Annotated in this window: 23 protein-coding genes; 7 read left to right on the plus strand and 16 right to left on the minus strand. The window is 45.3% G+C overall.

The genetic code is table 11. The features are described from left to right. Window positions 1-55: 55 nt before the first annotated feature. Window positions 56-2,503 (plus strand): EAL domain-containing protein, encoded by a 2,448-nt coding sequence (locus R7P69_RS11410; protein WP_238952169.1) that lies wholly within the window; start codon window positions 56-58, stop codon window positions 2,501-2,503. A gap of 18 nt (window positions 2,504-2,521) precedes the next feature. On the opposite strand, the gene R7P69_RS11415 is transcribed toward R7P69_RS11410, so the two are convergent. The 4 genes from R7P69_RS11415 to R7P69_RS11430 are packed head-to-tail and all read right to left on the minus strand — an operon-like array spanning window position 2,522 to window position 4,763. After that, entirely contained in the window at window positions 2,522-3,592 is a 1,071-nt protein-coding gene (locus R7P69_RS11415; RefSeq protein WP_005379202.1) for an AI-2E family transporter, read from the minus strand. Window positions 3,593-3,637: 45 nt separating this feature from the next. Further along, entirely contained in the window at window positions 3,638-3,964 is a 327-nt protein-coding gene (locus tag R7P69_RS11420; RefSeq protein ID WP_005379200.1) for a hypothetical protein, read from the minus strand. Beyond that, complete coding sequence (locus R7P69_RS11425; RefSeq protein WP_005379198.1) at window positions 3,954-4,466, minus strand: phage holin family protein; 513 nt, start codon at window positions 4,464-4,466, stop codon at window positions 3,954-3,956. Before R7P69_RS11425 ends, R7P69_RS11420 begins: the two co-directional genes overlap by 11 nt. A 48-nt stretch (window positions 4,467-4,514) precedes the next feature. Continuing rightward, complete coding sequence (locus tag R7P69_RS11430; RefSeq protein WP_005379196.1) at window positions 4,515-4,763, minus strand: hypothetical protein; 249 nt, start codon at window positions 4,761-4,763, stop codon at window positions 4,515-4,517. Window positions 4,764-5,124: 361 nt separating this feature from the next. Here R7P69_RS11430 and R7P69_RS11435 point away from each other — a divergent pair, with 361 nt between their 5' ends. Beyond that, window positions 5,125-5,562, plus strand: a complete 438-nt coding sequence (locus R7P69_RS11435; RefSeq protein ID WP_005379194.1) for a DUF2383 domain-containing protein — start codon at window positions 5,125-5,127, stop codon at window positions 5,560-5,562. A 148-nt stretch (window positions 5,563-5,710) separates the two neighbouring features. After that, window positions 5,711-6,109, plus strand: a complete 399-nt coding sequence (locus tag R7P69_RS11440) for a hypothetical protein (RefSeq protein WP_005379193.1) — start codon at window positions 5,711-5,713, stop codon at window positions 6,107-6,109. Between the two features lie 202 nt (window positions 6,110-6,311). Here R7P69_RS11440 and R7P69_RS11445 read toward each other — a convergent pair whose 3' ends face one another. The 5 genes from R7P69_RS11445 to R7P69_RS11465 form a co-directional block, all read right to left on the minus strand. Further along, window positions 6,312-7,976: a diacylglycerol kinase family protein gene (locus R7P69_RS11445; protein WP_053307270.1), complete on the minus strand. Its 1,665-nt coding sequence runs from the start codon at window positions 7,974-7,976 to the stop codon at window positions 6,312-6,314. A 144-nt stretch (window positions 7,977-8,120) separates the two neighbouring features. Further along, on the minus strand, window positions 8,121-8,552 hold the full coding sequence (locus R7P69_RS11450) for a hemerythrin domain-containing protein (RefSeq protein WP_017821107.1): 432 nt from the start codon (window positions 8,550-8,552) through the stop codon (window positions 8,121-8,123). 104 nt (window positions 8,553-8,656) lie between these two features. Then, on the minus strand, window positions 8,657-8,854 hold the full coding sequence (locus R7P69_RS11455; RefSeq protein WP_017821108.1) for a hypothetical protein: 198 nt from the start codon (window positions 8,852-8,854) through the stop codon (window positions 8,657-8,659). A gap of 8 nt (window positions 8,855-8,862) precedes the next feature. After that, a complete protein-coding gene (locus R7P69_RS11460; protein WP_005379177.1) occupies window positions 8,863-9,039 on the minus strand; it encodes a DUF1328 family protein in 177 nt (58 codons plus the stop codon). A 45-nt stretch (window positions 9,040-9,084) separates the two neighbouring features. Continuing rightward, window positions 9,085-9,636: a BON domain-containing protein gene (locus tag R7P69_RS11465; RefSeq protein ID WP_238952168.1), complete on the minus strand. Its 552-nt coding sequence runs from the start codon at window positions 9,634-9,636 to the stop codon at window positions 9,085-9,087. Between the two features lie 435 nt (window positions 9,637-10,071). Here R7P69_RS11465 and R7P69_RS11470 point away from each other — a divergent pair, with 435 nt between their 5' ends. After that, window positions 10,072-11,415, plus strand: a complete 1,344-nt coding sequence (locus R7P69_RS11470) for a sigma-54 interaction domain-containing protein (RefSeq protein WP_005382945.1) — start codon at window positions 10,072-10,074, stop codon at window positions 11,413-11,415. 93 nt (window positions 11,416-11,508) lie between these two features. On the opposite strand, the gene R7P69_RS11475 is transcribed toward R7P69_RS11470, so the two are convergent. From R7P69_RS11475 to ftnA, 3 genes are all read right to left on the minus strand, one after another. Then, entirely contained in the window at window positions 11,509-12,702 is a 1,194-nt protein-coding gene (locus tag R7P69_RS11475; protein ID WP_005382944.1) for an NAD(P)/FAD-dependent oxidoreductase, read from the minus strand. A 180-nt stretch (window positions 12,703-12,882) separates the two neighbouring features. Then, window positions 12,883-13,206 carry a universal stress protein UspB gene (uspB, locus tag R7P69_RS11480; RefSeq protein ID WP_005379169.1) on the minus strand — a complete coding sequence of 108 codons (324 nt, stop codon included), beginning with the start codon at window positions 13,204-13,206 and terminating at the stop codon, window positions 12,883-12,885. Between the two features lie 91 nt (window positions 13,207-13,297). Then, window positions 13,298-13,825, minus strand: coding sequence for a non-heme ferritin (gene ftnA / locus R7P69_RS11485; RefSeq protein ID WP_005379167.1), 528 nt, complete (start codon window positions 13,823-13,825; stop codon window positions 13,298-13,300). A 282-nt stretch (window positions 13,826-14,107) separates the two neighbouring features. Between ftnA and uspA the strand changes: the two genes are divergently transcribed. Both uspA and R7P69_RS11495 read left to right on the plus strand, forming a co-directional pair. Continuing rightward, window positions 14,108-14,533 (plus strand): universal stress protein UspA, encoded by a 426-nt coding sequence (gene uspA, locus R7P69_RS11490; RefSeq protein WP_005379165.1) that lies wholly within the window; start codon window positions 14,108-14,110, stop codon window positions 14,531-14,533. 64 nt (window positions 14,534-14,597) lie between these two features. Beyond that, window positions 14,598-15,476 (plus strand): carboxylate/amino acid/amine transporter, encoded by an 879-nt coding sequence (locus R7P69_RS11495; protein ID WP_238855441.1) that lies wholly within the window; start codon window positions 14,598-14,600, stop codon window positions 15,474-15,476. Window positions 15,477-15,545: 69 nt separating this feature from the next. Here the strand turns inward: R7P69_RS11495 and R7P69_RS11500 are convergent, their stop codons facing one another. From R7P69_RS11500 to R7P69_RS11510, 3 genes are all read right to left on the minus strand, one after another. Further along, the gene (locus tag R7P69_RS11500) at window positions 15,546-16,118 is read right to left on the minus strand and encodes a hypothetical protein (RefSeq protein WP_213880019.1); all 573 of its coding nucleotides are present in this window, start codon (window positions 16,116-16,118) and stop codon (window positions 15,546-15,548) included. A gap of 186 nt (window positions 16,119-16,304) precedes the next feature. After that, window positions 16,305-17,084, minus strand: a complete 780-nt coding sequence (locus tag R7P69_RS11505) for a class I SAM-dependent methyltransferase (protein ID WP_005379162.1) — start codon at window positions 17,082-17,084, stop codon at window positions 16,305-16,307. 89 nt (window positions 17,085-17,173) lie between these two features. Then, complete coding sequence (locus R7P69_RS11510) at window positions 17,174-20,299, minus strand: EAL domain-containing protein (protein WP_238952167.1); 3,126 nt, start codon at window positions 20,297-20,299, stop codon at window positions 17,174-17,176. A gap of 113 nt (window positions 20,300-20,412) precedes the next feature. Between R7P69_RS11510 and asnC the strand changes: the two genes are divergently transcribed. Further along, window positions 20,413-20,877 carry a transcriptional regulator AsnC gene (gene asnC, locus R7P69_RS11515; RefSeq protein ID WP_005389595.1) on the plus strand — a complete coding sequence of 155 codons (465 nt, stop codon included), beginning with the start codon at window positions 20,413-20,415 and terminating at the stop codon, window positions 20,875-20,877. Window positions 20,878-20,943: 66 nt separating this feature from the next. Here the strand turns inward: asnC and prlC are convergent, their stop codons facing one another. Then, complete coding sequence (gene prlC / locus R7P69_RS11520; protein WP_258619052.1) at window positions 20,944-22,986, minus strand: oligopeptidase A; 2,043 nt, start codon at window positions 22,984-22,986, stop codon at window positions 20,944-20,946. Between the last annotated feature and the right edge of the window lie 45 nt (window positions 22,987-23,031).

The following is a 23,031-nucleotide window of genomic DNA, read 5'->3' on the forward strand; positions in this document are numbered from 1 at the left end:
TTACGCTAGATTCTAATATAATTACCTTTGGGCGATTTAGGACTCGTTATTAATTATGTTTCGCTTCGCTATTCCTTCGCCTTTGATGGCAGACTGGCAACACGTTCTGCGACAATGCTGTGATGTAACTCAAGCTCAGGGACAGCTTTATACTCTGAGCGATACTCAGCAGTGGCTATCGACTGAGGTGTCCACCTCAACCCAAAATCATCGTGCTATCATCGATGTGATAACGCAAGTTGTCGATCACTTTACGCCGACAGATTTTACAGTTAGCCATACCCCCTTTGAAGAGCAAACCTTGAGCATTGGACCGATTTGGCTACCTAATGGCGAATTGCTTGCCGTACTGACACTGACTCACCCTAATGATCAATCAACGGTTGTTTCGGCATGGCTAAGCGCAATCGCGGGGCGGATCAGCTTTGATATCAACTTGCACTGTCAGCAAGAACAAACGCGACATCAAAGCGCGGAAATAAAGCCAACACCAACACTACAAGAGTTTATCGACTGCCTTGAAGACCACGTATGGATAAAAGGCATGGATGGTCTTTATTCGATGACCAATCGAAGCGTAGAAAACGCGTGGCAAAAAACCAACAGTGAAATCATTGGAAAAGACGATTTTGCCCTGTTTAGCCATGAACGTGCGGAAAAATTCATTGATGCCGATAAATTGGTGGTAGCCACTGGCACGCAAAATATTGTTGAAGAATGCCGTCAAATTGATGACAACAATAACCCCACTTGGCTAGAAACCATTAAGTCTCCTGTCCGTGATCATGCGGGAAACTTAATCGGCATTCTGGGGATGACACGTAACATCACCCGCCGAAAAATGGTAGAAACGCAGCTCTCCTTAGCGTCCCAAATTTTCAACAATTCGCAAGAAGGCATGGTCATTACAGACCGCAATGCCAACATCATTGATGTAAACACGGCTTTTACCCAAATTACAGGTTACCGCTCTGAAGAGGTGATAGGAAAAAACCCACGAATTCTGCGCTCAGGTCATCATGATCAAGGTTTCTATCAACAGTTGTGGCATCAACTCGAAAACAAAGGCCAATGGAAAGGCGAATTCATCAACAGAAAGAAAGATGGCAGCATTTATCCGCAATTAGCGACCATTAGCGCCGTAATGGACGATAAAAACCACCTTATTAACTACATTTGTGTGTTTGAAGATATCTCTGTGCGTAAGGCACACGAAGAAAAGCTGCAGCGCATGGCTTTTTACGATCCATTAACCAATCTACCTAATCGCACTCATTTACTTAGCTTACTCGAGCAACACATCGAAACCGGACACAAAAGCCAGCAGACGTTTGCCACCCTATTCTTAGATATCGACCATTTCAAACACATCAACGATAGCATGGGCCACTTCTGTGGTGACCAATTGCTGTCTAAGTTAGCGATTCGTCTGCAAGATGTGCTTCACCTCAATGCGCATGTGGCTCGCATTGGCGGCGATGAATTTGTGATTATTTTGCCAGACATCCATAGTGATGTTTCCTTATTGGAAACCGTCGGCGATATTCTAAGCGTATTCCAGCAACCATTCGACTTGGCAAACCACGACTCACTTCGTGTCTCGACAAGTATTGGTATTGCCTTGTACCCAAGAGACGGTCAAGACAGTGAAACCTTACTGAAAAACGCAGACACCGCGATGTACTTAGCGAAGAAAAATGGACGCAACGGCTACGCGTTTTACTCACCGGATTTGACCGATAAATCCGTATCCCATGTACGCATTCAATCCGCTTTGCATCAAGCAATAGAAAAACAACAACTCCGGTTAGAATTCCAACCGCAATACAACTTGGAACAAAATTCGATTGTCGGCGTGGAAGCTTTATTACGCTGGCAGCATCCAGAGTTTGGCCCTGTACCACCAGCAGACTTTATTCCAATTGCAGAAAAAACAGGGCTGATTCAAAGCATTGGTGAGTGGGTGTTACAACAAGCTTGTTTGCAAGGTAATGCTTGGCTGGACCAAGGCATCGAGTTTGGCAAAATCGCCGTCAATGTTTCTGCGTTGCAGCTTCAGCAGTCAAATTTCATTCAGCGATTAAGTACTATCCTCGATAACACCGGATACCCTGCCCAACGGTTAGATTTGGAGATCACAGAGAGCTTTTTACTGATCGACCCTCAACAAGCCATTGCATCGTTAAATCAATTACGAGAGCTGGGTATTGAGATTTCTCTGGATGACTTTGGAACTGGCTATTCGTCTTTGTCTTACTTGAAAGGTTTGCCAATCAACAAACTGAAAATTGACCGCTCATTTGTCAGTGATGTCCCAAGTAATAGCGACAGCAACGCGATTGTGAATGCCATTATTGCCATGGGAAAAACGCTGTCGTTGAAAGTCGTCGCGGAAGGGATAGAAACTCGGGAACAAGCCGATTATTTATTCGAAAAAGGCTGTATTTATGGTCAGGGATATTTATTTAGTCAGCCAGTGAGCGCTGAAAAACTGTTTCGTTGAACCAGCTTGCTCCTCAAGTCACTCTCGCGGTGCCACGTCCGCGGAGGTGATTTGTTTTGCTTGATTTTGGGTTGATTGGCATAGCTCTAGACGATCAACCAAAATATTGATACAAACCAGCAACGGCACACCGATCAATAGCCCCATTCCGCCCCAAAGCCAGCCCCAAAAAACAAGCCAAACAAAAATCACTAACGGGTTTAAGTTAAACCTTTTCCCCAATAGTGTTGGTGTAACAAACTGACTTTCAATCAAATTGAGCAGTAAATAGATAGACACCACCGTCAGCATAAAACTGACCGACTCCAACTGAAGATAAGCAACAAAGCCAAAGCTCACCATGGATATGACAGGGCCGAGGTACGGCGCAAAATTCATCACGCCTGCAAATGCGCCCCATAGAAATGGATCTTCAAGGCCTAGAACAAAAAACACGGCCCCAACACTCAACCCAAGTCCCGCATTCACCAACGTGATGGTGCCAATGTATCGAGATAGGTCTTTCTGTAGCGCTTTGACCAACTCAATCGCTTGGCGCTGTTTGGCGAACCCATGTAAGTAAGACACTGACTTTCGAAATAAGCTTCGTCCATGATTGAGCATAAAGTAAACCATAAACAGCACGATCATCGCTTGTGTCAAAATCGTCGGCGTAGTGGTCGCGAGCGTTTTTACCAAAGAAAATACGGTGTTGTTCCCGACCTCATCCATACTCATATCGTTGGCGATATTCAATGGAGTATTAAGGTGATCAGCCGAAGCTTTAGTAACTTCGCTTACTTCTTGCGACACATTTTTCACGATACTGGGCAGCTCAGACCACCATTGCTTGGCGGGCTCCGACATGGCGGCAAGACCAATAATTGAGGCGCCAACGAGGAATGACAGCGTCAACACGACGGTAATAGCACGTGGTAAACCTTTGTCTTCAAGATAATTAATGAAAGGGCTGCACAGCAGAGAAATAAAGGTGCTAAGCACAATAGGTAACAATATTGGCTTGGCAAAATACAGCCCTGGGACGAGTAACAGGACGAGAAGCGTTGCACCAATCGCAGTGTTGGCAGGAATGTTCAATTTCGCTGTCATAATAAGCTCAGAATCGGTAAGAAAATTTTGCGGTGAAATCCGCTATTAGAGTGGTTCGCCCTCTGTCGTCGCAGCGTTGCTTACTTGTGTTGCTGCATTTCCATTTTGCTCCGCATCTGACTCATCCAGAGAAGCTGCCGCGACCGGCTTTGTGAGCGAATCGGTAATATCAGACACGCTGCTAACCAATAGCCCCATTGACGAAATAGAAGAAGTCAGTCGAGACAATCGACCTGCTTTTGCTGCGGTAACGGCAACGACAGCACTAATGCCTAATGTCGTCCAAGGGTTTTCTCTCACAAACTTCTTGGTGGTAAACGTGAACATTTCCATCGACAAACAGCATTGCTCTAGAGACGCTTTACCTTCCATCCGCTTGATCCGCATGGCTCGATTGAGCTTTTGTAGCGAGCGCATCCCACCCCTCCTGTAATTGTTCTGTCGTATTTTTGAATCCAAGAAATCCAACTAAACGCTTCTGCCACCAGGCTAAAGCAAATAATGCCAAGCCTAATGATGTGATAAATACACCCACGGCAACATATACGTTGGCAGTTAACTGATAAGCCACCACCCCAGAGGCAAGGCACAAACTGAATACGAACAATACCGACAATAGGGTAAAAACAACGGTACACAGCAAAATCTGACGCACTGCGGACACGTTAACTTTCATCTCCAAGAGGAACAAATCCAACGTTGAACCTGACCATGCTTTTAGCGATTTCGTCAGTTGGTCCAATTGCGCAAGAATGCTGCTCAAACCATTAATGGTTTGTTGGATATCCTGTTCTTCTGCCCCATCAGGGGCTCGGCCGCTGTCTGAAGCCGCCGAGCCTGATTGCTGATTGGTAACTTGCCCTGAGTTATTCATGTGAAGCCTCGCCTTTCTGTTGTGTGGCTTAATCCTTGGTGACCACTATTATTTGATCAGCTTCGAAACCGCCCAACCAGCAAGGAAGGCACAGCCTATGCTCAGCAATGGGCGCTCCTTGATTACATTTTCTGCCGACTTAGTCGCCTGCTGAACTTGCTGTGCACCGACATCCAGCTTCTCTTTGGCTTGGTCTTTCATCGCGCCAACGGCTTCCGTCGTGGCTTGTTCCGCTAAGTGATATGCTTCTTCTAACTGCTCTTGAGGTTTTACTGTGCTTTCTTTTGTAGTAGCCATAACTAGCCTCCATTAATGAGTTGAATAGTGAATCAAGTGAAACAATGTTTGACCTCACTTACTCCCTACAAAGCCATATCCATGCCAGAATTTTAAGCTATTGTTTTTTATTGATTTTATTTTTATTTCGATAAAAAGCCGTATCTGTACGTGTAATTCTTTCCAGGCTTTCCCCGCCATTCTTGTAATTTTTTCTTAGCGCCTTACCGACTGTTAGCAAGTTATTGCAAAACAAGATATTAAGTCACTGATTAATAAGACTTAAAGTTCATTGGCATACAACCTGCAACTGAAGACGAAACATCGTGTTTGTATTCCATACACTCAAACACCCCTATCACCAGTAAATAAGGAGTGGCATATGAAAAATGAAAACATCGCCTCAATCATTGAGCTTATCGAAAGCGGAAATGAAATTTACAACAAGGCCATCGAGAACATCGACAACACTTCCTTGAATAATGTGTTGGTAGAACTGCTCAGAGTACGTGAGCGTGCAGTCATTGAGCTCACTCCCTACTCTCTAGCAAGTAACAATGAAGAATCTGCCGACGACACTCCGGTTTCCTACACCATCAAGGCGCGTGAGGTCTACAGCGACGTGATGAAGGAAGTGTCCTCTGACAAAGAGTCAATGTATTTAGAACAGCTTGAAGGTGTCGAAAGCAAGGTACTCAAAGAGATTGAGAATTTGATTACTTCCCACCCAGAGCAGGCGGATAACTCGGTTCTGCTGAAAGTTCGTAGCGATATAAAAAGTTGCAAAGAAAAACTCAGCAGCATCAGCCTTATTAGCTAAAACCTGGTGGTCGCCCTTGCAATAAAGCTCGGTATTGAGCAAAGAAATGGCCAACTTGCTTTGGCCATTTCTGACAAGCCCACAGGCGCATTAACATAACCGTCACGAGAAATGTCCCACGACAATAATCACAAATAAAGAGGTCACTATGACATTGGATAACAATCGAGTAAGGGAGCTACTCGTAAAAATGACACACCATCGCCAAACGTGTTTGCCTCTCGTTAACCCGCAATCACATATGACACTCGCAAGAGCGGCATATCGATTCGTGAAAATAGAAAAAGTGATGATCAAAAAGATGGCGAAGCTGTTCTTCGATCAAGATGGTGAACAATTCATTGCAGAAAATGCCACCGAATACGGCGTTGCCGAGTTAGGCAATTACAAAGAAATGCATTTTATGAATAAATTACTGTTAGATGATTTAAAAGCCCTGCTTAGAGCCATTGACGACACCAACTTAACCGCACTTGTTTCTTATTGGTTAGCTGCTTTACAAGTTGAAAACGATGAAATTGAAAAGCACTTACCTCAGGGTGAGTAATTATACTCGCCCTTCTTTCTTCACTTTGTTTAACCCTCATCCCCAATCAACCTAATAAAAAAGTGCAGATAGACAAAAGCCGCTGCATCTACGCAGCGACCTTGATAGCCTTTTTACGACGCACACCAAATCATCAAACAGCACAGAAAAAGCGCCATGTAGAATACGAAGCAAATGGCGCGTTATCCGCGGATTATCTGTGTTAAAGCGAAGCTGATTTACGTCTCTGGCTTGGAACAAATACGTTCAATGACTTTGGACGCAGCTTGATTGCCAGTTGCTCATCAGAATACAGTTCACCATCAATCACATATTCAATCGGTTTATTCGCAGAAATAGTGACGCTCTGAGCCGTCGCGTATTGAAAATGTGTCGATTCTTCCTGTGCGCCTACGCTCGTTAATGTCAGATCCGACAAGGCGATAAGACGTCCGCCTAAAGACTCGGTGTTATCTAAATATGTGATATGCAGCTTGCCATCATCAGGCTGCGGCGCATCACCACCTTGGGCAAGCAACGTACTAAATGGAGCGATATTCGCAACGACAAAACTATGGACGTCAAGCGTTTGTGTATTCTTGTCGTGGTTTCCATCTTCAGTTGGAGCGTCTAACGATACGGTTAAAGCTTGCGTTTCTTCCGCCACTACAGCATTAAAAAAGCCGGTGAGGTAAGCGAGTTGTCCAAAAACATTTTTCTCTTCTCGCTGAGCGTGCTCGATCATTTTCTGTTCTAGCCCAATGCCTAAGACCAATAAAATAAGCCGCTGATTACATTCCGCAGTATCAATACGTTGGCAGTGTCCGCCAAGCAACGCTTCACACGCTTTTTCGACCGGTGAGAATTTTGCGCCAACGCCATAGAGCACATGACATAACGCATTGGCAGTTCCGAGCGGAACAATACCGAGTTTTAGGTCGGTATCCACCAATTGGCTCGCCACCTCTGTTACTGTGCCATCGCCACCAGCTACGATGATTTGCTTAGCTCCACTTTCTTTTGCCTGTTGTGTTAGCTGCTCGGCGCTGAGGTTTGTGGTGGTTTGATGAATACTCAAGCGATATTTTTTGGTTAGTTCACGAATCAGGTGCTGTTCGTTTTCCTCCCATTTTCCGCCACCTGCAACAGGGTTAACCACCATCCAAGTGGATTGATCCAGCCCTAGTACGCCTTTTTCACTGATCGCTCGTAACGTTCTAATCTGTAATTTATTCAATCTCGCGGTACTGCGTACGTCATTGATTTTTTTCATCACGGATTCAACCGTCAGTGACGGGTCTTTGCTCAGTAAATACGCCGCCACAACAAACACTGAACGACCACGCCCTAACGCACAATGCACAACCACTGCCCGCGAGCACGAGATTTGAGTATCAATCCAGTTAATCGCATGGCGAAGGCGCTCTAGCGTTGGGGCTTTGTGGTCGAGTACCGGAATCGAAAGGTAATGAAACTGCTTGTCGGTCATCGCACTTTCAAGGCCTGCAAATTCTGCGGTGACATCGACAATACAAGAGATTTCATTGGATTCGAGAAAATCTAAGTCACTCTGAAACAAACGGCGAGATAGGTATAAATTGTCGCTGACTTTTTGGATTGGAGGCACTGTATCACGCCGTCTTTCCCAGGCGTTATACGCTCTAGCCCCCAATAGAAATGGGATGAATGCCCAGCGAATCCACCTGACAATCTTGCCATCTTGGTTTTTTCTAAAAATAGAGGGAATGTCGAATACGTAGGCTACGCTGACCAACGCTAAAGAAAGCGATATCCATAAGAACAGCAAACTAACGATAATTTGAGGCGTATAGATAGCGGCCAATAAACTGATCAGAGCGCCAAGAATATAATATTTGATGATAAACATTCGCTCTCCTTGCCTTCAGCGAGTGCACTTTTTAGTGGAAGTTAGAATACGCGGGGGATTGAGCTTGGATACATGAACTTTAGTAAACGCCTTGATTGAGTGCCTTCCCGTGCCGAAATGGCACGAAAAGGTCCAACACTCTACCTAGCTTACCATCTCTTCAACATAACCATCCGCTAGTTTCATTTTCTGCTTATCGGTCATTACCTTACCGGCTAACTGGAAGAAACGCTGCTCTTCTTCCTCAAGATGGTGCAACACTTTGTGACGCAAGGTTTTCATTAGGTTGAGCCACGCTGGCGAGCTCATATCGGTTGCATCAAGCTGTGCAATCACTTTATCAATTTCATGATGCTCTGCGATGCCATGGCGAGTGAGATCAATGGTCTTATCACTATCTATTAAAGGCGCGTAGAAAAACCGCTCTTCTGCCGCTGCGTGCTGTTCGAGTTCCTCTTTAAGGTTGTGATAAAACTCTTCACGAGCGGGGGAATCTCCAGACGTTTCCATCAGAGCATCGAGTAAAAGGCGTTGCTTTTCATGACTCTCTTTCAGTACATCAAATATGTTTTTCATCTTTGACTCCTTATCTGATTGTAAACAATTGGGACAAAAGGAAGGGCGGTTATTGACCGCCCCTCTCTTACATAGCTATGCGTAAAAAACCTAACCTGATTCGGCTAACAGTCTTGGTCTTCAGCGTTTAGATTTTCTTTAATGTTTTCACATTCATCTTCAATCGCATTTTGGGTTTCTTCGGCGGCTTCATCTATCTTTTTGCCGGCCTGTTCCATTGGCCCTTCTTCACTACAAGCTGCCAACGCAAACACCAAACCGAATACTGCGGCGATACGGTAAACAAATGACGTAAGTCGCATGGAATCTCCTATCTATTTACGTTTTTTCTTCCCAGCAGAACAATCACTATTGATACAATTAATGACAATAGGAATAGGTAAAATATCACTTGCGCGATAGAGGCAGCAGCTCCTGCAATACCGGTGAAGCCTAATAGTGCAGAAATTAGTGCCAGTGCCAGAAAAATAAACATCCAACGAACCATAGTGTTACCTCCTAATAAAAGTGGGTTAAATCACTCGGCTCGCTATTATTGAACCACTTCTAGCTTATCAATCACCTTATTTACGTCATTGGTGTTATTTGCAATTGAAATTGCAAGATCATGCTCCGCATCTGAATTAACTTTACCTGCCAACGTTACCGTTTTGCGTTCTGTCGTTACATCAATATCCGTACCACTCACATTGGTATCCATTAGTAGGCGCGTTTTAACTATAGTCGTGATTTTAGAATCGGTCAGTGTAGCTAAAGCTTCTGAATCAGTTTCTTTCTTGCCTTCATTCACTACTGACAATTCGTTGTTTACTTTTTTCACACCATCAAGACCAGTAACAAGCTCTTCGGCAAGTGATTTTTCAAGATCATTGTTTACCGAACCAGAAAGGGTAACGACCTGATTCTCAACATCGGTATTGATATCAAAAGAGTTGAGATTGCTGTTTAGCAGTAGTGTGGTTTCAGCTTTACCATCTAGCCAAGCGTCCATGGATTCTTTTTTCCATTTATCACTCGCTAAGACTGCTGTAGATGAAGTAGCAAGAACTGACGTAAGTACAATTTTAGCTGCGATGTTATTCATGGTAATTCTCCTTTATTGACGTTGCACTTCCCTAGGAGCAAACCATGTGCCAACTTTATAACTTATTGTTTTTAATTAACTAATAAAGAAAAGAGGTAAAAATGAGATGAGCAATAAAGTATAAGCATGAATTATTTACACGTAAAAAATGTAATTTTTAATCGGTGATAAGCCTCCGTCACTTGTGCCGAAATAACCTGATAAAACAGAAAGGCTATTTCTCCAGAATCAATTAATAGCAAAATTATTATTTAAAAAATAAAAATCTGAACAAAAGGAAATATCTACTGATGGCTCTCACCGATATATATCAAAAAGGGGCTAACAACATAAAAATACCGAACAAATCCTTAAATCTATGCTGACAATATTTTGTCTTGTGAAGTGAGAATAATCCACGTACATTGTTTCTGTCATAGTAAAGAGGACATTTCTATGTCGATGCCAAGCCTGTTTCTAAGAATACAAGATCCATCACTTAAAAATGCCATCGCTTCTTGCCAGGAACTGAACAAATTTCGTCTGCATGACATCGATGCCGCAGACCAATGGATTGAAGATTTCCTACAACTCAAACCGGAAGTTGCGATTGTTGAAGTCGCCCACTTTACTAGTGCAGATTATCAACGTCTTTCTAATATCGAAGACATCTACGATATGGACTTGATCATCATTAGCTCAGGCGCTCCAAACGAGAACTTGGATAAGCTGATGAACTTGGGTGCTATTTTTCACTACAGAAAGCCCGTTGATATTGCCATTCTGACGGACACCCTGAGCGAAGTCAGCCAGTACTATCAACACAAACAAGATCAAGGGCGTAAAGTGTCCACCAGCGATCTTGACCAATTTGGTCTTTTGGTCGGCTCTTCCTCTCCGATGCATCAGCTCTATCGTATGATCAGGCGCGTTGCTAAAACAGAAGCCAACGTCCTTATTGTCGGTGAAAGTGGATCAGGCAAAGAACTGGTGGCGCAGACCATCCACTTAGCGAGTGAGCGTAAACAACAGCCCTTTATAGCGATTAACTGTGGTGCCATTAGCCCTGAATTGGTTGATAGTGAACTGTTTGGCCATGAGAAAGGCGCTTTTACCGGAGCAAATAAAACTCACCAAGGTGTATTTAAGCAGGCAGAGGGCGGCACCCTATTTTTAGATGAAATCACCGAGATGCCTATCGAGCATCAAGTGAAGCTATTACGGGTGCTAGAAACCGGAGAGTATCGCCCAGTTGGCAGTAATACGGTTCATATCGCTAATACTCGCATCATTGCTGCTACAAACCGTGATCCTAAAATCGCCATTGAGGAGCAGTTCCTGCGTGAAGATCTGTTTTTCCGCTTATCGCATTTCCCATTAACGATACCGCCACTGCGAGAACGAGGCGGTGATATCGTCGGTCTGGCCAAGCACTTTATCGCGCACCGCAACGCCAATGAGGCAAAAACCAAAACGATTCTTGACTCTGCGATCCAAAAAATCGCTGCACACGACTGGCCAGGTAATGTCCGTGAGCTCAAACACACGATCGAGCGTGCATTTATTTTGGCTGATGACACCATCCGAGATGAACACCTTATCTTCGACACACCACCATTGGAAACAGGCACCAGCATCGAAGACCTTGTTCCGGCGGGCGTTTCGCTAGAAGAGCTAGAAAAAGCCGCCATTCTCAATACCCTTGAAGAGAATCAAGGCAATAAAACGGAATCAGCGCAGGAGTTAGGCATTAGCGTGAAAACGCTCTATAACAAACTCGAAAAGTATCAAGACGAGTAACTCGCTATGGGAATACAAAAAGAGCACTGACTTTTATTCAGTGCTCTTTTTGTATCTTATCTTTTATGCAGTTAGGCTGCGTTTGGTGTTTGATTAAACCCACTGCCCCGCAACAAAGCCGCTCGACCAGCACCACTGAAAATTGTAGCCCCCTAGCCAACCAGTCACATCCATCACCTCACCAATAAAATAAAGCCCTTTAATGTCTTTGCATTCCATGGTTTTCGAGGATAAGTGATCAGTATCGACACCGCCGAGTGTCACTTCCGCAGTTCGGTAGCCTTCAGTGCCATTCGGGGCGATATCCCAATGCTCTAGGCGCTCCACAATCGCCGCAAGCTCCTTTTGATTGAACTGTTTTAGCGGTTTATCGACTAGCTCTTTACGTTCAATTAAGACTTCAACCAGACGCTTAGGCAGCACTTTGGCAAGCGTATTCTTGAGTGACTGATTTGGATGCTTCTCACGACTGCGTTCTAATAACTCAGCAACATCATCGTTTGGCACAAGATTGATCAACACCTTTTGTCCGGCCCGCCAGAATGAAGAAATCTGTAACACTGCTGGACCAGATAACCCACGATGTGTGAACAACAGGGCTTCTTTGAACATGGTGCCATCTTCAGCCGTAATTTCCGCAGGTACCGCGATACCGGATAACTCAGCAAAGTCTTCTTTGTCTTCTTTATGCAGAGTAAATGGTACAAGACCTGCCGTGGTTGGGATAACTCGAAGACCAAATTGTTCCGCGACTTTATAACCAAATGGTGTCGCTCCCAGTTTTGGCATCGACAAGCCACCTGTTGCGATAACTAAAGACTCACATTCGACAATCTCAGTACCAGCATGCAAACGAAAGCCTTCATCAATTTTTTCAATCGAATGAACATCGCATTGGTAACGCTGCTCGATGTTCGGCATGTCACACTCAGCTAACAACATCTTCACGATATCTTTGGCCGTAAATGCATCGACACAAAACAACTGGCCGTGATCACGCTCTTCGAACTCAATGCCATGTTTACACACCATCGAGATGAAATCCCAGTTAGTGTATTGGGAGAGCGCCGACTTAACAAAGTGCGGGTTTTGACACAAATAGTGATTAGCTGAAACGTCGTAGTTAGTGAAGTTACAACGACCACCGCCCGAGATAAGGATTTTACGTCCTGGCTTTTTAGCATGATCGAGCACCAAAACACGGCGGCCTCGCTTGCCTGCTTCTGCAGCACACATTAAACCTGCTGCGCCTGCGCCAATTACAACAACATCAAATTTCTTACTCATCGGTAGCTCTTAGACTGATTGGTATCGAATCAAAATAAAAAAGGATGTGCACATTGCACATCCTTGCTTTCTAGGCGCGACATTCTACCGACAAATACCGAAAGGGAAAAGCGCTTAAACTCTAAGCGCTCTGTATGTCCGCAAAATCTCAGACAGAACAACTATCTAGATTATTGACTCTTAGAGAATGAAGGCTGCAAGTAGCGTCACGCCGAGCAACGCGGTCGATAGAACAAACAATTCACGCACTCTTTCACACTTACCAGTAAAAATTTCATCGTGGTGATGATGATATTCTTTACTTTTAATGTAGTGATACAACCTCACCTGCTTGGTGACATTTCCATGAGTGGTAAAAAAACCATTACCATCAACTTGCTGATATAACAGCGGATGCGCTTCACGCATGATATAAATTAGAGAACGAAGAGCGGTGAGATACCGGACCATATTAACTCCAGTTACCACCATTAGCGCAAATAAGATTGTGTCTCCACTGATCATCTTTTCCTCCCTACATCTTCAACAATGCTCAAGAGAAAAAGACGATCAACACTTCGTCTTTACCCGCTACTTACAACGTCCCAAAACGCGTTTACGCAGCTGGAGCATCCATGATTGAAGATGAACCTTCTTTCGCCATTTGTGCTAGATCTTTGTCAATGAAGAACAACGCTTTACCGTCTTCACCTACCAGTTCGATCTTATCTAAAATCCCTTTAAACAACTTCTCTTCTTCGTGCTGTTCTGACACGTACCACTGTAGGAAGTTAAACGTTGAGTAGTCTTGGCTAGTAAATGCAACGTGCGCCAGTTTGTTGATTTTTTCCGTGATCATTTGCTCATGTTCAAATGTCTCGCGGAAAACGTCACCTAGGCTCGCAAAGTCATGCTTTGGCGCATCAATAGCGCCTAAGATTGGCATTGAGCCAGTTTCACTCACGTAAGTGAATAGGCGTTGCATGTGCTCCATTTCTTCTACGGCGTGAGCGCGTAAAAATTCAGCCGCACCTTCAAAACCTTTGTCTTCACACCAAGCACTCATTTGTAAGTATAGATTGGATGAGAAAAATTCTAGGTTAATTTGCTCATTCAATTGTTCGACCATAGTTTGAGACAGCATGTTAACTCCTATTATTGTGCATGCAATATACCCAAGTAACCTCGAAATAAATGACGCTGCGAGAATAGCTTGGTCTGGCAGACACGGCGAAGTTTCACTTCAACTCTAGTCAGTAACACTACGCTTATTTCAGCATATCAAAGTCACTTGGGTATAACGCCACTATAACATGATTACTGAGACAAGACTTTGTACCTACGGCACCGATATGAGATCACTTCAGCAAATTTTTTTTGGGGTTGGTGCTAATCTAAAACTATGACCTTACAAGGAGATAGCAATATGAGTTACAAACACATACTTGTGGCAGTCGACCTTTCAGACGACAGTAAAGTGTTGATTAAGAAAGCCGTATCACTGGCTAAACCTCTGGATGCGAAAGTCTCTTTTATTCACATCGACGTGAACTACGCAGAACTCTACACCGGGCTTATCGATATCAATATGGCAGAAGCGCAACATCAAGCAATGGAAGCATCGCGCACACAATTGGCAAACTTCGCTGAATATGCGCAATACCCAATTGCCCATACTTTAGTCGGTAGTGGCGATTTGAGTAATGAGCTGTGCGATACCATTCAAGATTACAGTATTGATTTGGTGGTTTGTGGTCATCACCAAGATTTCTGGAGCAAGATTCTATCTTCGACTCGACAGCTGATTAACTGCTCACCAGTCGATATGCTGGTCGTACCGCTAAAAGACTGATTGGCGCAGCGATAAAACTTGGTTAGACTGCGGGCACATTTGTTGTTGATAAAGATTCTCATCCATGGCTTATCTATCCGCAGTTACCCTACTTTGGGCATTCTCATTTAGCCTGATCGGCGTTTACCTCGCCGGTCAGGTTGATTCTTGGTTCTCGGTGTTCATGCGCGTGGCACTGGCGAGCCTGGTTTTCATTCCCTTTTTGAAATTCCGTGGCGTTAGCAAACCCCTGATCGCGAAACTGATGACCGTCGGTGGCTTCCAGCTCGGCTTGATGTATTGCTTCTACTACCAATCTTTTTTGCTCCTTTCCGTGCCAGAAGTATTGCTGTTCACCGTATTCACACCCATTTACGTCACGCTAATCTATGACTTCTTGAAAGGTCGCTTTTCACCTTGGTACTTAGTTACCGCTGCAATAGCCGTATTTGGTGCCGCCTGGATTAAATTTGCAGGCATTAATGAAGATTTCCTACTGGGCTTTTTGGTCGTACAAGGAGCAAACCTCTGCTTTGCCATCGGTCAGGTGGGCTACAAATATATCATGGAGAGTGAACCCGTCGATTTGCCACAACACACCGTGTTTGGCTACTTCTACTTAGGTGCACTTTGTGTAGCAACCGTGGCTTTCGCGCTCATGGGTAACCTCGAAAAACTACCAACCACTACAACGCAATGGGGCATTCTGACATACCTTGGGTTGATTGCTTCTGGTTTTGGTTACTTTGCTTGGAACAAAGGCGCGACTATGGTGAACGCAGGTGCACTGGCAGTAATGAACAATGCATTGGTTCCGGCGGGCTTGATTGTAAACATTGTGATTTGGAACCGCGATGTTGATGTCATGCGACTCGCCATTGGCGGTGCGATCATCATGCTATCCCTATGGATTAACGAAACCTGGGTGAAAAAGCGCGTAGAGATGAGCTACGCCAATAAGTAACGCAGCTAATCCTATAAACATTTCGACAATAAAAAACGCTCTCCGACTGGAGAGCGTTTTTTTATTTGATTAATGCACTTTGGCTTGTGAGATTGCGTTCATCAAAGCATTAGGTGGCGTTGGCAGCAACACTTCTAGTTTCGCATTACGCGCTTCCAGTTTACGCTGACGCTTAAGTAACTTTTGTTGTTTTTTCGCCACTTTTAGCAACTTCTTTTGCTGCTTATAGTGCTTTTTCAGTGCTTTTTTCGCTTTCTTGAGCGATTTTTTATCCGCTAAATCAAACCATACTGGTGCGTCGGCTCTTACTGGCTCCAGAGATTTTTCGGCTTGTTTTTTCTCTTTCACACGCTCAACAACACGCTTCACAATCGCGGCTTTTTCGTTGCTTTGTTTAGTTGTCACTGGAATCGCTTGTGATGGCAGAGCTTCAACCAATAAGCCACATGCTTGTTGCTCACTCAATGGCTTGTCTTGGCATTTTTGTGGAGGAATTGCGGCTGGCTTACAAAGGGTATCTTTGGCCGATGAAGAGCGTGCGCAAGAACGACAAACGAATTTTGGTGCGACAACTAAACGATGGATATCACCAAGTTCTGCCGCGATCTGTTTGCGACTCATTTTACATAAACGTTTAGCCATTCTACTACTCCAGCTTCCCAGTTATCGACCGCATCACAACAAGTGAAATAATAATAATTCTTAGTTAGATATACAGTCAGGGAAGGGAATTAGCAAGAGAAAACTATCAATAGAGACGAGGAAAGAGAGGCTGAGTCACAGCACGATACACCATACTGTGACAAGAAAAGTTGAGCCGTCAGGAAGTTATGCCATCGATGCTTTAACGTAGACATCGAAGCGATTTTTTTTCGTTTCAATCGCCATGGTCGGTTTTTTCTCGTTCAGCCAGTTAGCATAGTCTGGGCGTTTAACTACTACACGCTTTGTGGCTAACGCCATGGCTGGTTCTAGTAGGCCATCGGCGTCCAAATCAGCGCCAACCAACGATTGGAAAACGCGCATTTCTTTTTTCACGAGCGCCGACTTCTTTTTATTTTCTGGGTGCGGATACATCGGGTCAAGATACACCACATCTGGCTGGACAAAGTCTTTATCTTGCGCCAATTGTTCCAGCGCATCATGGCTAGAAGCATGGATTAGCGACATGCGCTCAGATACCCAGGTGCCGATTTCTGGGTCTTGTTTCGCTCGATCCAAGCCATCATCTAACAAAGCCGCTACGACTGGATGACGCTCGACCATCTGCACTTTACAACCTAGCGAGGCGAGCACAAACGCATCACGACCAAGACCTGCCGTGCCGTCTAACACGGTTGGCGTTGCCCCTTTGTTCAACCCCGCAGCTTTCGCAATTGCCTGGCCTTTACCACCACCGAACTTGCGACGATGACCGACCGCACCACCAATCAAATCCACAAAGATTGCACCCAGCTTTGGCTCATCCACTTTACGTAGCTCCAAACGCTCGGTGGTTAGCACCAAAGCAAAATCGCTATCGTCAGTGTGTGAAAGCTGCCAACGCGCAGCGAGTTCATCAAGATGAGATTGTTGAGACGGGTTTTCACAGATCAATTGCAGTTGCAAAAGGAGGCTCCAATAAAAATCGAGGTAACTGGCGCTGAGTGTATACCTAAGTTACCTATTAATGCTAGGTTGAGCTTGCTACGCAGAGGTTATACAGCCGTCAGTTGCTCCACTAGCTCAGAAAGCGGCTTAGGATGGCCAATACCGTAGCCTTGGCCGTAGTCCACACCGAGGTCTATCAAATGCTGCATAACCTGGTCATTTTCGACAAACTCCGCCACCGTCACTTTGCCGAGCTGTTTCGCCAAGTCATTGATTGAACGAACCATCACGCGGTCCATTTCATTTATGTTGATATCTTGCACGAAAAGACCATCAATTTTCACGATATCGACAGGAAGTTTCTTTAAGTAACCAAATGAAGACAATCCAGATCCGAAATCATCCAATGCAATCATGCAACCCAAAGACTTTAGCTTGGTAAACAGCTCAATGGCTTGATCCAGATTGCTCATCGCCGCTGTCTCGGTGATTTCTAAGCAGATTTTTTCACACGGCAGAGTCGAACTTTCCAATCGCTCCAATAAGAAGTCAATAAACTCTTGATTCCCCATAGATTGACCTGAAAGGTTTATCGAACAGCGACCAAGCTGTTCAATCACCTCAGGACGCTGTTCAAACCACTCTAGCGTTTGAGTAATAACCTGCTTATCAATCCAATGGGCAATGTTGTAGCGCTCGGAAGCAGGGATAAACAGTGCAGGAGAAACATAATCACCGTACCCATTGCGAATACGCACCAAAATCTCAAAATACATTTGAGTCTCGTGCTTTTGTAAGCTTTTTATCGGTTGAGCAAACAGTTCTAAACGTTGATTCGACAATGCCTCATGCACCAAATTGACGCTCTGCATTTCCATCTGACGACGCTGCAACTCTTCGTTATCTAAGCTGAATAGATTATAGCGGTTACGGCCTTGCTCTTTAGCGGCGTGACAAGCAGAGTCTGCTTGAGCGTGCACCATTTGTGGCGTATCAGCGGTATGATCGATGATACGGATACCAATTGAGCAACTGATGAACAGGCGTGTGTCTTCCCAAATAAAGAGGTGTTCGCTTAGTGTCGAGATGATCAGTTTGGCAATATTGATGGCGCCATATTCGTCACAGTCTTTGAGTAACACCGCAAACTCATCGCCTCCCATTCGAGCCAAGATGGAATTGTACGGCAGAACGCCTTCCAGCATACTGGCGCAGAATTGAATCGCCGCATCACCTGCATCATGCCCAACCGTATCATTGAGGACTTTTAGCTGATCTAAGTCGAGGTACAGCATGGCGTGGACTCGACGATGGCTGTCCACTTCGCACAGTGCGGTCTTAAGCTCTAGTTCAAAATGGTTTCTGTTGTAAGTCCCCGTCAGTAAGTCATAGCGAGCTTGGTATTCCAATTTCTCGGAGAGCAGTTTGGTTTCGGTAATATCTTCGCCCACAATCAGCAGTTGCTCAGATTCACTCAGCGGACGAATATTCTCGCGCACCCAAACACGATGACCATTTGCATGACGATACTCGACTTCACGTCGCCAAACACCATGCACTTGCTGGTTGGGTTGCAATAACACTTGGCGAGGGAACAGCACTTTGTCATCAAAATAGAACTCCCTCAGGCGATGTCCGAGCATGTCCATCGGTTTGTAGCCAAGAAGTAGTTGAGCAAATCGATTCACTTCTTGAATTCGGTTATTACTATCAAGCGTCACCATCATCACGGGCTGCTGCTCGTAATAGTTGCGTAGGGTTGACTCACGTTGGTAGAGCTTGTCCTCCATCAATTTACGACTGGTAATATCGCGCGCTTCAAACAAGTATTGCTTATGATTCCCTACTTGCTGAGAAAAAGGCTTGAGCGAAACTTCTAATACCAAGGCGCCGTGTTCTTTACTCCAAATTTCAGCTTCAAACGTCGACACTTGATGGTGAGGCGCATGGAAATACTCCTCTAGCAGCACTTGGGCTTTCTCACTCCAGTTGGGATGAAACCAAAGTGGTCGGTCTAAACGCAGTCCTTGGTGATAAAGTAAGGATTGAAGGTGATCGTTGCCCGATTTAAGCACACCGTTGGCATCCAAAATGCCCATATACTGCATACTCTGATCGAAAATCGATTCTAGAATAGCCTGGCTTTCTCGCACAGCGCTCTCACTTCGACGCATCCGCTGTAAATAATAACCCATCAGCAAAATGACCACCGACATCACCACAAACAGGCTACCAAACAGGCGAATTTCCTTGGCAAAACGTTCAGAAAGCTTCATTGGCTTATTAAAAAATACCGCAGAAACCTCTTGTTCAGCCCCCAATCCCCAACGCGCTACCGCTTGGTAATCGAGCTTTATTTCAGAATCACTTTTTTTCACGGCTGGCAGAGGCTGATCAGGGTTATCCAAAACGAATTCAAGCATCTCTGCACTCTCAATACCATGCCGATAACCACTTTGAATAACCCCTCCAACTGCGCCATGACCCAAACCAATGTCATGCACCATAAACAGCGGCGCGTTTGAGACTTTGTTGACACCAACCCAGTCACGCTCGCTGCCAACCATACCTTGTTTATCTCGGTAATAGGTCCAGAACAAGACGACTTTATCGGAACTCAGTTTTGCGACTTGTTGTTTTAGATCGATGATACTGTCTGGGACAACTTGTACGATTTTGTCTCGATATTGCGGGAACTTGAGGACAAAATTGTCGATTTGATAACGCAACACCTCACCGGTCACCGAGTGGTCACTGACGATGAGAACTTGTGTGTAGTTCGGATGTAAGCGCTCAATAAGAGCGAGATTCGCTTCCAAATCGACATCTTCCATGACTCCGGTTGCATTCAGAGAACGATGTAAAGAAGGATGGTAGTTATTAATGCCGTTAAATATAACTGGGGTGTCTTTGATGATTGGGGCTAAACGCTGCATGAGTTCAAGTGCATTGTTATCGCTCACTAAAATGGCATCGAATCGCTCTTTGCGTAATTTCGTAAGATACAAGGATTTTAGTTGCGCAAAAAACTGCTCACTCTGGTTACGTTTCGAGTCTAGATAGAGCACACGCATGTCCAGCGCTCGATCGCCCAGCTGTTGCTCGATGCCTCGCTGTATGGAGTCCGTCCAGAAAAACCCCTGATGATAGGAGTGCACGACCAACACCTTCGGATCTGAGGCCGTAGCAAACGCGCTCCAACATAGCGCGGCAATAACCAGAAAACGCTGCACATTATCTCCATAGCTCGGAGTTAACCCGCAGTTACTCCTGCCAAACCTTGTGAATCCTATCCGCTATGAGTATAAAAGGGAGGTAAAACTCTATCCCTAACGGAAATCATAGTATGAATGCGAGCCTGCCGAAACTCGACGACCTTGACCGCGCAATATTAAAAACACTGATGGCTGACGCCAGAACGCCCTACGCAGAAATGGCAAAGCAGTTCGATGTCAGCCCTGCCACTATCCATGTGCGTATCGAGAAGATGAAGTCGGCGGACATCATCGAAGGAACGGAGGTGATCATCAATACCAAAAAGCTTGGCTACGATGTGTGCTGCTTTATTGGTATTAACCTCAATGCAGCTCGTGATTACCACTCCGCGTTAGAAAAACTCAACGCGCTCGACGAAGTCGTTGAAGCTTACTACACCACGGGCGCGTATAACATATTCGTCAAATTGATGTGCAAATCGATTGAAGAGCTGCAATTTGTACTGATCGACAAGCTGCAAGCCATTGATGAGGTTCAGTCCACGGAGACATTGATATCGTTGCAGAACCCGATCAACCGCAACGTAAATCCGTAAAATTTTTTATAAAAAATGTACAAAAAAGGCCAACCGTTCGGTTGGCCTTGATGTTTTTTGCTCAATTTACGCCGCAATACCCGAATGGCGCAACAGTGCGTCGATTTGTGGCTCGCGGCCACGGAAGCGCTTGAACAGCTCCATTGGCTCTTCACTGCCCCCCATTTCTAGGATGTTGTTCAGGAAGCTTAGACCCGTCTCTTTGTTGAAGATGCCTTCTTCTTCAAAGCGAGAATACGCGTCTGACGACAGCACTTCAGCCCATAGGTAGCTGTAGTAACCCGCACTGTAGCCACCAGCAAAAATATGGCCGAAGCTGTGTGAGAAACGCGCCCACTCAACCGCAGGAACTACCGCGACTTTCTCTTTCACTTTCGCCAGAGTTTCCAGTACACGCGCACCCACTTCTGGGTCATATTCAGTGTGAAGCGTGAAATCGAACAAGCCGAATTCTAGCTGACGCAAAATACCCATCGCAGATTGGAAGTTTTTCGCTGCGAGCATTTTGTCTAGCATCGCTTTCGGTAGCGGCTCACCTGTCTCATAGTGACCAGAAATGAACGCCAGCGCATCCTCTTCCCAACACCAGTTTTCTAGGAACTGACTTGGGAGCTCAACCGCATCCCAAGGCACGCCATTAATACCTGAAACAGCACCTGTATCAACTTGCGTCAACATGTGGTGGATTCCATGACCAAACTCATGGAATAGCGTCACGACTTCATCGTGCGTGAACAGTGCTGGTTTGTCGCCCACTGGACGGTTGAAGTTACACGTTAGATACGCAACCGGCGTTTGCAGCTCGCCAGATAGCGTAACGCGACGACCACGACAATCATCCATCCACGCGCCGCCACGTTTGTGTTCACGAGCGTAGAGATCTAGGTAGAAGCTGCCACGGAGTGTGCCTTCAGCATCAAAGAGATCGAAAAAGCGCACGGACTCATGCCAAGTGTCTACGCCTTCGCGCTCAGTAACGGTCATGCCAAACACGCGGTTTAGCACTTCAAACAGACCGCTCACGACTTTTGACTCTGGGAAGTATGGGCGCAGTTCTTCATCCGAAATTTGGAACAGGTGCTGCTTTTGTTTCTCGCTGTAGTAAGCGATATCCCAAACGTTCAGCTCTTCAACACCAAACTCACTTTTCGCAAACTGACGTAACTCTTCGACTTCACGTTCACCTTGCGGTTTCGCTCGTGTCGCTAGGTCATTCAGGAAGCCCAGCACTTGATCCGGCGTTTCAGCCATCTTTGTTGCTAACGACTTTTCACTGTAAGTATTGAAACCTAGCATACGTGAAATTTCATGGCGCAGTTTTAGCTGCTCAGTAATGATTTCTGAGTTATCCCATTTGCCTGCGTTTGGACCTCGATCAGAAGCGCGCGTCACGTACGCTTCGTACACTTCTTTACGCAACTCTTGGTTATCGCAGTACGTCATGACAGGTAGGTAAGATGGGATATCTAGCGTAATGAGGTAACCATCTAACTCTTTTGCTTCTGCGGCAGCTTTCGCTGCTGCCAGCGCCGATTCTGGCATACCTGCTAGGTCTTTCTCGTCTGTGATGTGCTTGGTCCAACCCATGGTGGCATCCAGCACATTGTTAGAGAATTTAGAGCTCAGCTCAGACATACGTTTGCTGATCTCGCCGTAACGGTGCTGCTCATCGGATGGCAAACCAATGCCTGATAACTCGAAATCACGCAGTGCATCAGTGATGGTTTTCTGCTGGGCACGAGTTAACGTTGCAAATTCTTCGCTCGCTTTGATGGTTTTGTACGCTTCGTACAACCCTTTGTGCTGACCAACCCAAGTGCCGTACTCTGACAAAATTGGTAGGCAACTTTCGTAAGCTTCACGTAGCTCTTCGCTGTTCACTACCGAGTTCATGTGACCCACTGGCGACCAGATGCGGCTTAAGCGATCATCCGCTTCTTCAATTGGCGCAATCACACTGTCCCAAGTTGGGTGAGCGTTGTCTTGTAGAACTTCATCGATTTTTGCTCGGCAGTCAGCAATCGCTTGCTCAACGGCAGGCTTGATGTGTTCTGGTTTAATTTGAGAAAACGGAGGTAGGTCCGTAAACGTCAGAAGAGGATTAGACATGAATAATTCCTTTTGTGTTTTGACTCTGTGATTGCCTGTCTATTT

This window comes from Vibrio sp. 661 (assembly GCF_033339315.1).
GTDB lineage: Bacteria > Pseudomonadota > Gammaproteobacteria > Enterobacterales > Vibrionaceae > Vibrio > Vibrio alginolyticus.

Coding starts and splice junctions, on each gene's coding strand:
- R7P69_RS11425 (WP_005379198.1), bottom strand. CDS start 4,466: ATGAATAACTCAGGGCAAGTTACCAATCAGCAATCAGGCTCGGCGGCT.
- R7P69_RS11440 (WP_005379193.1), top strand. CDS start 5,711: ATGACATTGGATAACAATCGAGTAAGGGAGCTACTCGTAAAAATGACA.
- R7P69_RS11500 (WP_213880019.1), bottom strand. CDS start 16,118: ATGGCTAAACGTTTATGTAAAATGAGTCGCAAACAGATCGCGGCAGAA.
- R7P69_RS11475 (WP_005382944.1), bottom strand. CDS start 12,702: ATGAGTAAGAAATTTGATGTTGTTGTAATTGGCGCAGGCGCAGCAGGT.
- R7P69_RS11495 (WP_238855441.1), top strand. CDS start 14,598: ATGGCTTATCTATCCGCAGTTACCCTACTTTGGGCATTCTCATTTAGC.
- R7P69_RS11465 (WP_238952168.1), bottom strand. CDS start 9,636: ATGAATAACATCGCAGCTAAAATTGTACTTACGTCAGTTCTTGCTACT.
- ftnA (WP_005379167.1), bottom strand. CDS start 13,825: ATGCTGTCTCAAACTATGGTCGAACAATTGAATGAGCAAATTAACCTA.
- R7P69_RS11445 (WP_053307270.1), bottom strand. CDS start 7,976: ATGTTTATCATCAAATATTATATTCTTGGCGCTCTGATCAGTTTATTG.
- R7P69_RS11410 (WP_238952169.1), top strand. CDS start 56: ATGTTTCGCTTCGCTATTCCTTCGCCTTTGATGGCAGACTGGCAACAC.
- R7P69_RS11460 (WP_005379177.1), bottom strand. CDS start 9,039: ATGGTTCGTTGGATGTTTATTTTTCTGGCACTGGCACTAATTTCTGCA.
- R7P69_RS11420 (WP_005379200.1), bottom strand. CDS start 3,964: ATGGAAGGTAAAGCGTCTCTAGAGCAATGCTGTTTGTCGATGGAAATG.
- R7P69_RS11415 (WP_005379202.1), bottom strand. CDS start 3,592: ATGACAGCGAAATTGAACATTCCTGCCAACACTGCGATTGGTGCAACG.
- uspA (WP_005379165.1), top strand. CDS start 14,108: ATGAGTTACAAACACATACTTGTGGCAGTCGACCTTTCAGACGACAGT.
- R7P69_RS11470 (WP_005382945.1), top strand. CDS start 10,072: ATGTCGATGCCAAGCCTGTTTCTAAGAATACAAGATCCATCACTTAAA.
- R7P69_RS11430 (WP_005379196.1), bottom strand. CDS start 4,763: ATGGCTACTACAAAAGAAAGCACAGTAAAACCTCAAGAGCAGTTAGAA.
- R7P69_RS11450 (WP_017821107.1), bottom strand. CDS start 8,552: ATGAAAAACATATTTGATGTACTGAAAGAGAGTCATGAAAAGCAACGC.
- R7P69_RS11435 (WP_005379194.1), top strand. CDS start 5,125: ATGAAAAATGAAAACATCGCCTCAATCATTGAGCTTATCGAAAGCGGA.
- R7P69_RS11455 (WP_017821108.1), bottom strand. CDS start 8,854: ATGCGACTTACGTCATTTGTTTACCGTATCGCCGCAGTATTCGGTTTG.
- uspB (WP_005379169.1), bottom strand. CDS start 13,206: ATGATCAGTGGAGACACAATCTTATTTGCGCTAATGGTGGTAACTGGA.
- prlC (WP_258619052.1), bottom strand. CDS start 22,986: ATGTCTAATCCTCTTCTGACGTTTACGGACCTACCTCCGTTTTCTCAA.
- asnC (WP_005389595.1), top strand. CDS start 20,413: ATGAATGCGAGCCTGCCGAAACTCGACGACCTTGACCGCGCAATATTA.